This is a genomic window from Streptomyces sp. NPDC088794 (assembly GCF_044750545.1).
In the GTDB taxonomy this organism is placed as follows: domain Bacteria; phylum Actinomycetota; class Actinomycetes; order Streptomycetales; family Streptomycetaceae; genus Streptomyces.
Map to the genome: position 1 here is coordinate 432,346 of NZ_JBIVKB010000003.1, position 12,808 is coordinate 445,153.

Here is a 12,808-nt window from a genome sequence, read left to right on the forward strand (position 1 = left end):
CGCAGCGTCAGAAGGACCACCGCACATGACCACTGAGCACGACCCCCTGCACCAGCCGGCCGCGCCGGTCGTGACCGAGCCCGTACCGGATCTACAACTGCAGATGCTGATACGGCTGATCGGACAGGACGACCGGGCGACGCTGCCGCTGACGCTGGTCGTCGGCGGTGGCTTCCTCTACGGCGATCTGATCTCCCACGAGGCTTGGACGGCCGAGTGGGCACGCAGCCTGCGCGGTATCGACGGCCCGGGCGCCGACCTGCTCGAGCTCTTTCCGCAACAAGTGGACCAAGCGGTCGTCGACAGGCAGGGGCACGACACCCCGCAGCGGCTGCCTCAGTGGATCCATCTGCGTGATGCCACCGGAGTCACCGCAGGCGAGCCCGTGCACATGCCGTTGTGGCGCGGCCGCCTGACGGACGTGTCGGGCTGGTCCCTGGGCAAGCCCGCCTAGCCATCGAGGGGATCCTGCCCAGAAGGACGGAGCCCTCTATCGGATGGGGCGGCGACCGACGCGCCGGGACCAGCGCACGGCGACAAGGGCGAGCGCGGCCACCAGGACCGCGACGCCGATCGCCAGCAGGTAGCCCAACCCGCTCGCGGCGACGCCGACAATTCCCAGAATGACGGCGATCAGGACGAGAAGCAGGAAAAGAACCATGCCAGAACACCACCGCTTCCGTTGCGGCCGCCTGAATTGGTCATAGCTGCCGATTGCTCATGTGGATGCCGATTGCTTGTGCACTTCGAGTTCCCCCGCATTCGCACCTGAACCAGCCACGAGCCACACGCCCCGCCCTCGGTCCGCCCACAGCAGTCCAAGTGCGAGCAGCAGTGCCGCTGTTGCCGCGATCGGCGCCACGAAGAACGCTCCGGCACTTCCGTGACCGTCGGCGAGCGACCCGGCCACCGCCTGTCCGGCCGCGGTACCGAGGGGTCCGGCGCCGCACACGATCGTCATCGTGACGGTGGCCCGGTCAGGCGGCGCGAGCTGTTCGGTGAGGGTGTAGAGACTGATCATGTAGGGCGCCACGGTGATGCCGGCGACGGCCACGGCGGCGGGGACGGCGTGCAGTCCGTCCCCGGCGACAAGGATCAGCCCGCCCAGCAACAGGGTGGCCGCGAAGGTCGCATAGCGATGGCGCGGTGCGAATCGCGCGGGCAGCCAGGCGCAGGCGGCGCCGGCCAGAGCGCTTCCGATACCGAAGACGGCGTAGAGGAGTCCGGCGGTGCCGGGGCGCCCGCTCCCGTCGGCGTAGGCGGTGACGCCGGTCTGCACCGCACCGAACACGGCGCCCATCGCGGCCATGGCGAGAAACATGGCGGCAAGTGGGCGTCGCGGCAAGGGAGTTCTGGTCGCCTTCGGTGTCGTCGGCCGCGTGCCGTCCCGCCGGCTGAGGGACAGCGCGAACGGCAGGGTGGCCAGAGCCAGCAGGGCGATGGCCCCCATGGTCGGCGCCGCCGGTCCGATCGGGGTGAGCAGTCCGACGATCGCGGGTCCGACGACGAAGCTCGTCTCATCGGCGGTCGCTTCGTACGACAGCGCGGTGGGCATGAGTGCGTGCCGGTCGCGTGCGTGCAGCAGGCGTGACCAGTGCACGCGTACCAAAGGACCGACCGGCGGTTGGGTCAGGCCGACCAGGGCCGCTGCCGCGAGCATGCTCACGCGGTCGGCGTGGCTCGCGGCGATGAGGCCTGTCAGGGCGACGATGTTGGCGACTGCCGCGGCCACCCCGACCGAGCGGTGACCGTGGCGGTCGGACAGCGCTCCGAGGACCGGACCGCCGACAGCGGTGGCGATGCCCTGGGCTGCCGCGGCGAGGCCGGCGAAGGCGTAACTGCTGGAGGCGGCCCGGACGAGGATGAGTGTCGCGAGGGTCGACGTCGCGTAGGGAAGCCGGGCCAGGAATCCCAAGGGGAAGAACCCCGCACCGGGGACACGCAGAAGGGACCGGTACGCCATGGGCGTCTCCAATGAGCACGTCAGAGAGACGCGCTACCCAGCCACCGGCGCGTTGACGATCCCGATTCTGCTTCGCAGCGTAGCGAGCGAACCCGCGTGTCACCACAGTGCGGGGTCTTCTCGCTACGGGACGAGCCTCCACTCCTGTGAGCCGTCCGTCGTCGCGTTCTGGAGGGTCAGCGGTGCGTCCTCGGAGGCGCCCGTGAGGTACAGGCCCGTGTTCTTGACCGATTGCAGCTTGTAGAAGCCGTGGCCGGTGGCCACCAGGTTCCAGCTGCCGGTGGCGCTGTTGTCGACCCACTGGCCGATCCGTTGGCCGACCGTGGCGTTGCCGGTCCAGATCGCCGCCGCACGGCCGCCCGACCTGTTCAGCAGCGACACCCCGCCGTTCGGCTCGGTCACCACGTGCCAGTACTGGGTGTCCGGGTCCGAGGCGGAACCGCGGTCCTCCAGGACGACATCGGGTACGTCCGCGTTGCCGATGTTCGCGTCGTTGGTCTTGCTCCCGGTGCCGATCACCTGGCCGGTCTTCTGGTTCACCAACCGGTGGTAGGCGCCCTTCGATCGCCCGAGGTCGACCTCGGCGAAGGCGATCGTGGACGTGCCCTGGTTGTTGAGGATCGCGATACGGCCGGTGCCGGCGACGTATTGCAGGTCGCGGCTGTAGCCGGCGCGTGAGGTGGTCTGGTACTCCTTCCAGACGCCGTCGCTGCGACCGCTCTTGTTGACCCACACGTTGCCGCTGCCCGCCGCGTTGTAGACCAGGCGCCCGTCGGGAAGCTCGATGACGACCGGGCTGCCGCCCGTCGCGAGCGCACGGGAACCGGTGTCGACCGGCAGCGAGGTGATGGCGTCGCCGGTCGGTGAACTGCGGTAGAACTTCAGCGGGTTGTCGGCGACGACGTACCGCGTGTTGGCTCCCCCGCCCCAGTACTCGAAGGTGAGGAGCCACTTGTCGTCCGTGGTCCCGACGACGTTCGTCATGCCCGGCCGGCCGCCACCGATCTCCGTCTTGCCGCCGCCCATGGTCTGGGTGAGTCCCGCGACGTCGACGACGGGTCCGCTCCAGTGCGGGCTGCGGCCGTCCCAGGTCCTGTGGGCGAGGATCTGGCCGTGCGAGTCGGGGGCGGTGTCGTTCGCGGGGTCCAGGGTGGGGGCGCCGGTGGTCGGGTCGAAGCCCGTGTAGTCGTTCTCGTCGGAGTAGTAGCAGACCAACTTGCCCTTGTAGACCATCAGATAGGGCTCCCAGAGGGGATCCACCTGCTTGGTCGTGTTGGCCGCGGCGACGTTCTGTCCGATCGCGCCCGCGCTGCCGCCCTGCCGGCCGCCGGTCGCGATGACGTTGACGACCTTCCACGACGTCCCCTGGTCCGTGCTGGAGTACAGCGCGATGGCCAGGTCGCTGCGGTCACCGTCGTTGTTGGGCGTCCAGTTGGGGTCGGCCGCCTTGTGCTCCTTGTAGTACTGGTCGTCGCCCGACACGACGCTCGCGAGAAGCAGCGTGCCCCGCTTCAGCTTTCCGACGTTCTGCGGCAGCGTGTAGAGGTAGGGGTTGGTCCAATTGCTCGTGTACTTCGCGTACTTGGGGTCCTTGGAGAGGTACGCGGGAGCCTTGACCTCCGACAGCGGCTGCCAGCTCGTTCCGTCGTCGTCGCTCTTGTAGACCGGGAGCGTCTGTCCATCGGCGCTGCCGGTGGCCGGTACGACGGTGGACTTCTCGAACGACGCCACCAGACGTCCACTGGGCAGTTGCGCGGACTTCGGGTACACGGCGCAGTTGCCCCGCCCCTTCAGGCACGGCTCGTTCCCGAGCTGATAGAGGATTCCGCCCGTCGGGTTGTAGGCCTGTGCGCCGGCCGTCATCGGTATCGCCAGCATCGCGCCGGCCCCGACGAACGTGCCCAGCACCTTCACCGCTCTGCTTCTTCGCACAGCTACTCCTTTGACTGCGACGGGTCCATCGGGGAAACGAGTACGCGTACGTCCCACGGGCCGAGGTCCAGCACCGTGCCCGCGGGCAGAGACGTGCCGCTCAGCGCGTCGACGAGGTCGACCGGCACCGCCGAACGGGCTTGCTCCCAGCTCCAGTTGTGGACGATGTGCACCCTGCGGCCGTCTGGCGAGGTGCCGGTCGTCGCCGTCACCGAGACCGGCAGATCGCCCCACCCGTTGCCGGCGATCGGCACCAGCCACTCGGCCAGAGCACGAGCGAGATCGCGGCCGGGAACGGTACCGACATACGTGACCCGGCCCTCCCCATGGCGGCGAGTGGTCACGGCAGGCCAGCGGCCGAAGTGCGGGTGCTCGTACGCGGCGAGGACCTGGGCGTCCGTGACGGTCAGCCCGTCCACCCAGTGCGTCGCCGTCGCGGTCACCGGCAGCGGGAGGGGACTGCTGGGCGCGGACCGGACGGGCACCGCCTGCGTGAGGTTGCTGAATTCGTCGTACGACACGCCCGCGGCGGACGTGAGGCGCGCGGGCGCCGGTTCGTGCCGGGCCCGTGCCTCGTGGTCGGCGTAGCCGGTGCGGGGTCCAAGGACCAGGTGGCCACCGGCCTGCGCGTAGGCGGCGAACCAGTCGAGCGTGGAGTCGTCCGCGAGGTAGAGGGCGGGGACGACGAGAACGGGGTGGCGGCTCGCTGCCTCCTCCGGTGGCAGGCCCGCCCGTTCGCCGCGCGGGTCGTGCAGTTGGCGGGCGTGGACGATACGGACCTGGCGGCCGGCGTCGAAGGCCCCGCGGTAGAAGGGGTCGAGGATGCGGTGGTAGGCGGCGGGGTCCGGCTCGCCGTCCGGGGTGGCGAGGGGCGGGTGCTTCTGCATCAGCCACTTGCTGGGGGTGGAGTAGACGATCGTGAGGTCGGCGTCCGGATCGAGCCCCGCCACGAGCGGGCCCGCGGCCTCGAACTCCTCCCCCAGCCGGGCCAGTTCGGCGTACGTGCGGCCCGGTCGGCCACTGTGCGGGAGGACTCCGCCCCAGTAGGTCTCCGCGCCGAAGCGCAGGGTCTGCCACTGCCAGTACTCGATCATGCGGGCGCCGCGGCCGACGAGGGCCCAGGCGGCCTGGCGCCACTGGCCGTCGTAGGCGGGCCGGTTGTCCCAGGCCATGCCGATGGAGTTGGCGTTGGTCTCGGTGACCAGGAACGGCTCCTGGCGGGAGGAGAACATCCAGTCGGCGGTCTGGAGGAGGGACCAGACGCCGGTGGTCTTCCACTTCTGTTCGTGGGAGTCCGGGGTGGGGTCGGGCAGGAGGAGGCCGTCCTGCATGTCGTAGTACGGGTTGCCGGTGGCGATGTCGAGGCGGTCGGTGAGCTCGTCGTCCTCGACCGCCGGGCGGGTGTAGGAGATACAGGTGGTGACGAAGTGCTCGGGGCGGGCGTACTCGCGGACGATGTCGGCCTGCCAGCCGATGAACTCGGTGCACTGGCGGGCCTGGAACTCCCGCCAGGCGACGTCGTACTGGGGCTGAACGTTGCCGTCGGGCGTCCACAGGTCGGCCCACGTGGAGAGGCGATGGGACCAATACACCAGTCCCCATTCGCGGTTGAGGGTCTCCACGTCCCCGTACTTGGCCCGCAGGTGATCGGTGAAGCGCTGGAAGACGCCGCGGTTGTGGAACAGCTCCAGACCCGGTTCGTTGTCGACCTGGAAGCCGATGACGGCCGGGTGGTCGGCGTACCGGGCGACGATCTCGCGGATGATCCGCTCGGCGTGGAAACGGAACGCCGGGTGGGTGAAGTCGACTTCCTGCCGGGCGCCCCAGCCGATGCGCTCGCCGCTGCGCCGCTCGCCGGTGATCTCCGGGTACTGCCGGGCCAGCCACGGCGGTACGGCGTAGGTGGGGGTACCGAGGATGACGGAGATGCCGCGTTCGTGGGCGCCGTCCAACACCGGCTGAAGCCAGTCGAGTTCGAAGCGGCCGTTCTCGGGTTCCCAGGTCGACCAGACGGACTCGCCGACCCGGATGACGGTGAAGTGCGCGTCGGCCATGAGGTCGAGGTCGGTCTTGAGCTGCTCGTCGGGCCGTACGTCGGGCCCGTAGGCGGGGTGGTACTCGTGGTAGTAGGCGGCGCCGAACAGAACGCGGGCGGGCAGATCCGCCATGGACAAACCTCCGGAACGCAGGGGGTGTTGGGGTGATACCGGGGAGGGGCTACTGCTTGACGCCGCCGGTGGCCAGGCCGCTCTGCCAGTACCGCTGGAGCAGCAGGAAGGCCAGGACGGGCGGGAGTATCGAGATCAGGGACCCGGTCACGACGAGGGCGAGCATGTCGCTGCTGGCTCCGGCGCCGCCGTTCTGGGCCTGGTCGGCCCAGCGGGCGAGCCCGACCGTGATGGGGTACAGGTTCGGGTCGTTGAGCATGATCAGCGGCAGGAAGTAATTGTTCCAGGTGGCGACCAGCGTGAAGAGGATGACGGTCACCAGGCCGGGGGCGAGCAGCCGTAGCCCGATCGTGCAGAAGATCCGGAACTCTCCGGCGCCGTCCATGCGGGCGGCCTCGATGAGGCTGTCGGGGACGGCGTCCTCGGCGTAGATCCGCATGAGGTAGAGGCCGAACGGGCTGATGAGGGAGGGCAGGATGACGGCCCAAGGGGTGTTGACCAGGCCCGCCTTGGCGAAGAGCAGGTAGGTGGGGATCGCCAGGGCGGTGGTCGGGATCATGATGGCGCCGAGGACCAGGTTGAAGGCGGCGCCGTGGCCGCGGAAGCGGTACTTGGCGAAGCCGTAGCCGGCGGCCGCGGCGAGCAGCGCGGCGCCGAGTGCGCTGACCCCGGCGTACAGGACCGTGTTGAGAAGCCAGCGTCCGTAGACGCCGTCGTCCTGCGTGAAGGTGGCCTTGACGTTCGACAGGAGCTGCGGGGCGTGCGAGAACCACAGTCCGAAGGTGTTGAACAGGTCCTGGGTGCTCTTGGTCGAGGCGACCAGCAGCCAGAACAGGGGCAGCAGGAAGTACGCCAGGGCGGCCAGCATCGCGATCGTGAGCGGGGTGCTCCGGCGGCGGCCGGAGGCCGATCGGTGGCGTGGGCGGGCCTCGGCGGGAAGTCGCTTCGCCGCCCCGGCTGTTGAGGCTGTGCGCGTCACGGTGGTCATGAGGTCCTCCTGCGGTTCGCCGTGAGCAGGAAGGCGTACGACACGACCACGATGACCAGACCGAGGATGAAGGACACCGTGGCCGCGTAGTTGGTCTGCTGGCTGATGAAGGCGACGGAGTAGGCGTAGAGGTTGGCGGTGTAGGAGCTGGAGATGACGTCCGGGGCGACCTTCATCAGCAGGTTCGGCTCGTTGAAGAGCTGGAAGCTGCCGATCACCGAGAAGAGCAGGGTGAGGGTCAACGCCGGTCGCAGCGCCGGGAGTTTGATCGACCAGGCGATGCGCCAGGAGCCTGCGCCGTCCATGGCGGCCGCCTCGTACAGCTCGGCGGGGATGGTGCGCAGGGCGGCGTACAGAATGATCATGTTGTAGCCGACGAACTCCCAGGTCACGATGTTCGCAAGGCTGCCGAGCATCCAGCTGTCGGAGAGGAAGTGCGGGGCCGGCAGGTGGAGGTCGTGACTGATCTGGGCGAAGGGGCCGAAGTCGGGGCCGTAGAGGTAGCCCCACATGAGGGTGGCGATCACGCTGGGGACGGCGTACGGGACGAAGATGCCGAGGCGGATCACGCGGGCGAGGCGGAGCAGGCCGCTGTCCAGCGCGAGGGCGAAGCACAGGGCGAGCAGGAGCATCACGGGGACCTGGACGAGGAAGAACAGGGCCACGCGGCCTATGCCCTTGAGGAGTTGGGGGTCCTTGAGGGCGGTCACGTAGTTGTCCAGGCCGACGAACGTCGAGCCGCCGATGAGCTTTTCCTGGAAGAGACTCAGGTAGGCGGCGTAGCCGAGCGGAGCCAGGAAGAGGAGCAGGAACAGCGCCATGAAGGGGGCGATGAACAGGGCTCCAGCCGTGCCGTGCCGCCGGCGGGGGCGAGGTGGGGCCTTGGTGCGGGCGTCCGCCGTGGTGGTGGCCATAGTCAGCCTCCCTTGACCGTGAAGCCCTGGCTCTTGGCGAAGGTCGTGATGCGCGACTGCCAGGAACCGAGCGCGCGGACGGTGTCGGACTTGTCGGCGAGGGACTTGCCGACGGTCTCCGTCCAGTCGGTGGCGACCCGGTCGAGGAACGGCGGCCACTGGAAGGCGGGGTCGACCTGGGCGCTGATGTCCGCGAAGACCTGGTTGACCTTCTGGCCGCCGTAGAACGCGGGCGCGTCACCGAGGAAACTCGCCTCGCCGAGCAGGGTCTTGGTCGCCGGGAAGAAGAACTGTTCGGTGGCGAACATCTTGGCGCTGGTGGGATCGCTGTTGAGGAACTGCGCGAACACGGCTGCCTGGATGGGGTTCTTGGTGGAGCGGATCACGGCGGTCGTGGAGCCGCCCCAGTTGCCCGAGCTGGGCTTGGCGGCGTCCCACTGCGGCAGCGGGGCGGCACGCCACTTGCCGGCGGTGGCCTTGGCGGAGCCGGAGAGGAAGGCGGGACCCCAGGCGCCGGTCAACCAGGTGGCGTACTTGCCCTTGTTGAGGGCCGCGTACCAGGCGTCGGTGAAGTCCGGCTCGACGCCGATCACGCCGTCCTTCGCGAGTCCGCCCCAGTACGCGCCGAGCTTCTGGGAGACCGCGTCGTCGACGCTGACGGTGATGTCGCTCCTGCCGGAGGTGACGTACGGCTTGGCGCCCGCCTGCCACAACAGGCCGTGCCAGGCGGCGACTTGGTTGGCGGCGAGGTTGGTGAGGTAGACGTCCGGGTCGGCCTTGTGGAGCTTGCGGGCGGCGGCCGCGAACTCGTCCCAGGTGGTGGGGACCTGGATGCCGTGCTGGTCGAAGATGTCCTTGCGGTACAGCATGCCCATCGGACCGGTGTCCTGCGGTATCGCCCACACCTCACCGCCACTGCCGCTGACCTGCCCCCAGGTCCAGTCCACGAACGTCGACTTGAGCGCGGAGGCGCCGTACGGACGGAGGTCGAGCAGACTGTCGGTGATGGTGAACGTCGGGATCGCCTGGAACTCGATCTGCACCATGTCCGGGGCACCACTGTTCGCCTTGAGCGCGGTCCGCAGCTTCGTGTACTGGGGCGTGCCCTGCCCGGCGTTGACGACCTTGACCTTCACGGCCGGGTACTTCTTCTCGAAGAGCGCGACCTCCTTGTCGATGTTCGGAACCCAGGTCCAGAACGTCAGTTGGGTCGGCGTCTTCATGGCCTTGTCGATGTCGGCCTGGCTGACCGCCTTGGTCGACGAGCCACCAGTACCGCCGCCGTCCCCACCACAGCCGGACAGAGTGACGGCAAGCGACAACGCACCGGTGCCGGCGAGAAAGCCTCGACGACTGAGAGAGGAGGACGAGTTGGAGAGGATTCCGGACATGCTGAACTCCCGAGAGAGGGTACGAGGAACCGGCACACCGACCGACGGCGTGCTGAAAGTGGCGTGATGGGAGGCGCCCCTCAGGGGCGCGGGGAACTGCGCGACCAGCCCCCACCGGCCTGCAGAAGAACAGCAGACCCACCGGAGCTCTTAGCGCGGCGCCGCCGACGAGGCACGGACGACGAGCTCAACAGGCGGATCAGCCATCGGCAACGGATCCGCATCAAGGTTCTCGATGGCATGAACCAGAAGCTTCAAACCGTCCTGCGCCATCGCATCGAACGGCTGCCGCACAGTCGTCAACGGCGGAGTCACATACGCGGCGACCGGAGTGTCATCGAAACCGACCACACTGACGTCCTCCGGAACACGCCGCCCCGCTTCGGCCAGCGCCCGCATCAGCCCGATCGCCATGTCGTCGTTGGCGGCGAACACGGCGGTCACCGCAGGGTCGGCAACCAGTTCACGACCGGCCGCGTAGCCGGACGCCGCCGACCAGTCGCCCTGCACGACCGCCGGTTCCGCCCGCCCGCGCGCGGCGAGCGCGGCACGCCAGCCTTCAAGGCGATCCCGCGCCGAGTACCAGCGCTGGGGACCCGCCAGATGGTGGACCGTGGTGTGGCCCAGTTCCAACAGGTGATCCGTGGCCGCGCGCGCCATCTGGTGAGAGACGATGCCGGCCGTCACGACGTGGGGTGCGGCGAAGGGCGGGGGTGCGCCGAGGACGAGGACCGGTACGTCGAGCCGGGCGGAGAGAACCGCGCCGCCCTCCTCGTCGATCGGCTCGGAGATGACGATGCCGTCCACGCCCTGGTCCAGGAGCGAGTCGACGGCTCCGGCGATGCCTGCCGTCTCGCCCTCCATGGTGTTGACCACGCGGAGCGCGTAGCCGGTGTCCCGCACGGCCCGCTCGACGCCCATGAGCAGCGAGGCCGGACCGTACAGGGCGGTGCCGAGCGTGACGACGCCGATGGACCTGGTGCGGCCGGAGGCCAGGGCGCGGGCCGCGTTGTTCGAGCGGTAGCCGAGTTCTTCGGCCGCCGCCAGGACCCGACGGCGTACGTCTTCTGAGACGTACGGCTCGTCGTTCATGACCCGGGACACCGTCTTCTGCGACACGCCAGCGAGGCGCGCCACATCCACACTGCGCGGCGCGGCCCCCGCGCCGCGCCCTGCCCCTGGTGCCATGGCGTCTCCCGATCTTCGGCAGTCGAATCCTAGTCCCAGTCCGGTGTATGACTGCGCTGTCATGACTGCGCAGTCATATCTACGCAACGAGGAGGGAGGCGTCAAGACTTCGCGCAACATCTCCGTAATGGAGGACCCGACCCAGGGGGACTCTCCGCCCCCACCGACGCGCGGCGCTACTTGCCCCGGCGCCCGCGGTGCTGCTTGGGAGCGACCATGGCCCGCAGACGCTCGATGTGGCGGGTCTGGATGGCCGTGTTCGCGCGCAGGAAGTCGATGACGAGCCGCAACTGCTCGACGCTGTACTTCGCGCTGATTTCCTTCGTGCTGTCCTCTCTGTGCGGGGCGATGAGCTCGTAGCAGCGCCGGGCGCCCTCCGGGGTCACCCGCACGACGGTCTTGCGGCGGTCGACCGGATGCGGGGTGCGGTTGAGCAGGCCGAGGTTCTCCAGGCGGTCGAGCATGGCGGTCACGCTGCCGGTGGTCAGGCCCAGGCGGGTGCTGAGTTCGCGCGGAGAGAGTTCGCCGGCGCCGAGCAGGAGCTCCAGGCAGCGCAGATCGGTCTCGTTCACGCCGAGGAGCCGGGCGGTCTCGCGGTCGTAGTCATCGACTGCGGACTGGTAGCCCTGGATGACTTCGCCCAGGTCAGCGAGGACCCGCTCCATTTCGTTTGACAATCGAGGCATCTCCCTCCATACCAGAGACAGCTCGATAGTCGAGATACACGAGCTTCAAGTCACTGCACGCGGATCCGGCGCAGTTGGAGTGGATGGTGTCGGCCTATCTGCTGGGCTTCGCCGCGATCCTGATCATCTCGGGGCATCTCGGAGACCGGTTCGGGCGCAAGGCGCTGTTCCTGACCGGCGTCGCGGGCTTCGCCTTAGCAAGCCTGGCCAGTGCGGTGGCCACCGGCCCGGGTCAACTCGTCGCGGCTCGCGCGGTGCAGGGCGTGGCGGCGGCGGTCATCATGCCTCGGGTCGCTGCGGACGATGTTCACCGGCGCCGAGCGCGGCGAGGTGTTCGCGATCTACGGCGCGATCGCCGGGATCGCGGTGGCGACCGGCGTCCTGCTGGGCGGCGTACTGACGGACTGGCACCTGTTCGGCTGGGGCCGGCGCACGATCTTCGCGGTCAACCTCCCCCTCGCCGCCCTGATGTTGGTGCTCGGCGCGCTGTGGATCCCCGGCTCCCGAGAGCGTGCGCCCGGGCGCGTCAACCTCCTCGGCAATCTCGTGCCGGCCGCGTCGCTGGTGGCCGTCGTGCTGTCGCTGGTCGAGGGCCGCGCCAACGGCTGGCCGCTGTGGTGCTGGTTCTGCCTGGCCGGCGGGGTGGCGGGGTTTGTGCTGCCGAGCGTCGTGCAGTCGGTACGGCGTTCACCCGACCCGGTGCTCCCGACGAGCCTGTTCCGCAACTGGGCGTTCAGCGCGGGCCTGCTGATCCGACTGCTGTTCTACGGTGCCATGTCCGGCTTCATGCTGACGTTCACCATCTGGCTCCAGTCCGGGCAGGGCTACTCCCCCGCCCAGGCCGGGGTGCTGATGGTCGCGTTCAGCGGCGGCACCTTCATCACCGCGCCGATGGCCGACGGCCTGGTGGTGAAGTTCGGGCGAGTCGTCCTGCCGGTGGGCGGACTGGTCATGGCGGGCGGGTTCTTCTGGGTCCAGTACGCCATCGAGCACGCCGCCTCCGCCCACACCGGCGCCTGGCCGCTGGTACCCGGCCTGCTGGTCGCCGGCGCGGGACTCGGGTTCCTGGTCGTCCCACTCGCGAACATCGTGCTGTCGGCCGTGCCCGAGCGGATCGCCGGCGGCGCCTCGGGCGTCTTCTCCACCGCCCAGCAGTTCGGCGGCGCGCTGGGTGTCGCGGTCATCGGCAACGTCTTCCTCTCGAACATCTCCACCGGCCTGACGGACGGCATCCACCACGCCGGTCCATGGGCCGTGGGCGCTCTGGTGGTCTGCGCCGTGCTGTGCCTGGCCCTGCCGCGCACGGCCGTCGGCGCGCACCACGAAGGCCCGGGCGCGATCTGACGCGCGGAACCCGCCGGCACCGCGCGCACACCCGCAGCGGCGAACCGTCTGCCTTCAAGTGCTGAACTCCCCTGCCCAGCAGAGGAGTTTCCCGGTGCCACCTCTTGACGTGTCTGGTTCAGACCTTTAGGTTCACGGCCCAGCGACCTCTACGGACACATCCAGCACTCATATATGTGAACCCCTTCGTTCACGCCCTGATGCCGCCGAGCGGCGGCACACCCCCCGCCTCCG

At 69.2% G+C, this 12,808-nt stretch carries 10 protein-coding genes and 1 pseudogene; 2 read left to right on the forward strand and 9 right to left on the reverse strand.

Annotated features, from left to right (window positions below; translation table 11 throughout):
• Positions 1 to 25: 25 nt before the first annotated feature.
• Positions 26 to 454, forward strand: a complete 429-nt coding sequence (locus tag ACIP6U_RS11010) for a hypothetical protein (RefSeq protein WP_401715015.1) — start codon at positions 26 to 28, stop codon at positions 452 to 454.
• 36 nt (positions 455 to 490) lie between these two features.
• Here the strand turns inward: ACIP6U_RS11010 and ACIP6U_RS11015 are convergent, their stop codons facing one another.
• The 9 genes from ACIP6U_RS11015 to ACIP6U_RS11055 all read right to left on the reverse strand — a co-directional run bounded on the left by ACIP6U_RS11015 (position 491) and on the right by ACIP6U_RS11055 (position 11,230).
• Positions 491 to 661 (reverse strand): hypothetical protein, encoded by a 171-nt coding sequence (locus ACIP6U_RS11015; RefSeq protein WP_401715017.1) that lies wholly within the window; start codon positions 659 to 661, stop codon positions 491 to 493.
• 57 nt (positions 662 to 718) lie between these two features.
• Complete coding sequence (locus tag ACIP6U_RS11020) at positions 719 to 1,963, reverse strand: MFS transporter (protein WP_401715019.1); 1,245 nt, start codon at positions 1,961 to 1,963, stop codon at positions 719 to 721.
• A gap of 123 nt (positions 1,964 to 2,086) precedes the next feature.
• On the reverse strand, positions 2,087 to 3,841 hold the full coding sequence (locus ACIP6U_RS11025) for an RICIN domain-containing protein (RefSeq protein WP_401715547.1): 1,755 nt from the start codon (positions 3,839 to 3,841) through the stop codon (positions 2,087 to 2,089).
• Between the two features lie 56 nt (positions 3,842 to 3,897).
• The gene (locus tag ACIP6U_RS11030) at positions 3,898 to 6,063 is read right to left on the reverse strand and encodes a beta-galactosidase (protein WP_401715021.1); all 2,166 of its coding nucleotides are present in this window, start codon (positions 6,061 to 6,063) and stop codon (positions 3,898 to 3,900) included.
• Positions 6,064 to 6,112: 49 nt separating this feature from the next.
• Positions 6,113 to 7,051 carry a carbohydrate ABC transporter permease gene (locus ACIP6U_RS11035; RefSeq protein WP_401715023.1) on the reverse strand — a complete coding sequence of 313 codons (939 nt, stop codon included), beginning with the start codon at positions 7,049 to 7,051 and terminating at the stop codon, positions 6,113 to 6,115.
• Positions 7,048 to 7,965 (reverse strand): carbohydrate ABC transporter permease, encoded by a 918-nt coding sequence (locus ACIP6U_RS11040; RefSeq protein WP_401715025.1) that lies wholly within the window; start codon positions 7,963 to 7,965, stop codon positions 7,048 to 7,050. Before ACIP6U_RS11040 ends, ACIP6U_RS11035 begins: the two co-directional genes overlap by 4 nt.
• Before the next feature lie 2 nt (positions 7,966 to 7,967).
• Positions 7,968 to 9,356: an ABC transporter substrate-binding protein gene (locus ACIP6U_RS11045; protein WP_401715027.1), complete on the reverse strand. Its 1,389-nt coding sequence runs from the start codon at positions 9,354 to 9,356 to the stop codon at positions 7,968 to 7,970.
• A gap of 150 nt (positions 9,357 to 9,506) precedes the next feature.
• Positions 9,507 to 10,544, reverse strand: a complete 1,038-nt coding sequence (locus ACIP6U_RS11050) for a LacI family DNA-binding transcriptional regulator (protein WP_401715029.1) — start codon at positions 10,542 to 10,544, stop codon at positions 9,507 to 9,509.
• A 176-nt stretch (positions 10,545 to 10,720) separates the two neighbouring features.
• A complete protein-coding gene (locus ACIP6U_RS11055; RefSeq protein WP_401715031.1) occupies positions 10,721 to 11,230 on the reverse strand; it encodes a MarR family winged helix-turn-helix transcriptional regulator in 510 nt (169 codons plus the stop codon).
• A gap of 83 nt (positions 11,231 to 11,313) precedes the next feature.
• Between ACIP6U_RS11055 and ACIP6U_RS11060 the strand changes: the two are divergent.
• Positions 11,314 to 12,574 (forward strand): annotated as a pseudogene (locus ACIP6U_RS11060) (MFS transporter).
• The last annotated feature ends 234 nt before the right edge of the window (positions 12,575 to 12,808 follow it).

Bases quoted from the DNA above. Each gene is read 5' to 3' on its own strand.
- ACIP6U_RS11010 (WP_401715015.1), top strand. From the start codon at position 26: ATGACCACTGAGCACGACCCCCTGCACCAGCCGGCCGCGCCGGTCGTG.
- ACIP6U_RS11015 (WP_401715017.1), bottom strand. From the start codon at position 661: ATGGTTCTTTTCCTGCTTCTCGTCCTGATCGCCGTCATTCTGGGAATT.
- ACIP6U_RS11020 (WP_401715019.1), bottom strand. From the start codon at position 1,963: ATGGCGTACCGGTCCCTTCTGCGTGTCCCCGGTGCGGGGTTCTTCCCC.
- ACIP6U_RS11025 (WP_401715547.1), bottom strand. From the start codon at position 3,841: ATGCTGGCGATACCGATGACGGCCGGCGCACAGGCCTACAACCCGACG.
- ACIP6U_RS11030 (WP_401715021.1), bottom strand. From the start codon at position 6,063: ATGGCGGATCTGCCCGCCCGCGTTCTGTTCGGCGCCGCCTACTACCAC.
- ACIP6U_RS11035 (WP_401715023.1), bottom strand. From the start codon at position 7,051: ATGACCACCGTGACGCGCACAGCCTCAACAGCCGGGGCGGCGAAGCGA.
- ACIP6U_RS11040 (WP_401715025.1), bottom strand. From the start codon at position 7,965: ATGGCCACCACCACGGCGGACGCCCGCACCAAGGCCCCACCTCGCCCC.
- ACIP6U_RS11045 (WP_401715027.1), bottom strand. From the start codon at position 9,356: ATGTCCGGAATCCTCTCCAACTCGTCCTCCTCTCTCAGTCGTCGAGGC.
- ACIP6U_RS11050 (WP_401715029.1), bottom strand. From the start codon at position 10,544: ATGGCACCAGGGGCAGGGCGCGGCGCGGGGGCCGCGCCGCGCAGTGTG.
- ACIP6U_RS11055 (WP_401715031.1), bottom strand. From the start codon at position 11,230: ATGCCTCGATTGTCAAACGAAATGGAGCGGGTCCTCGCTGACCTGGGC.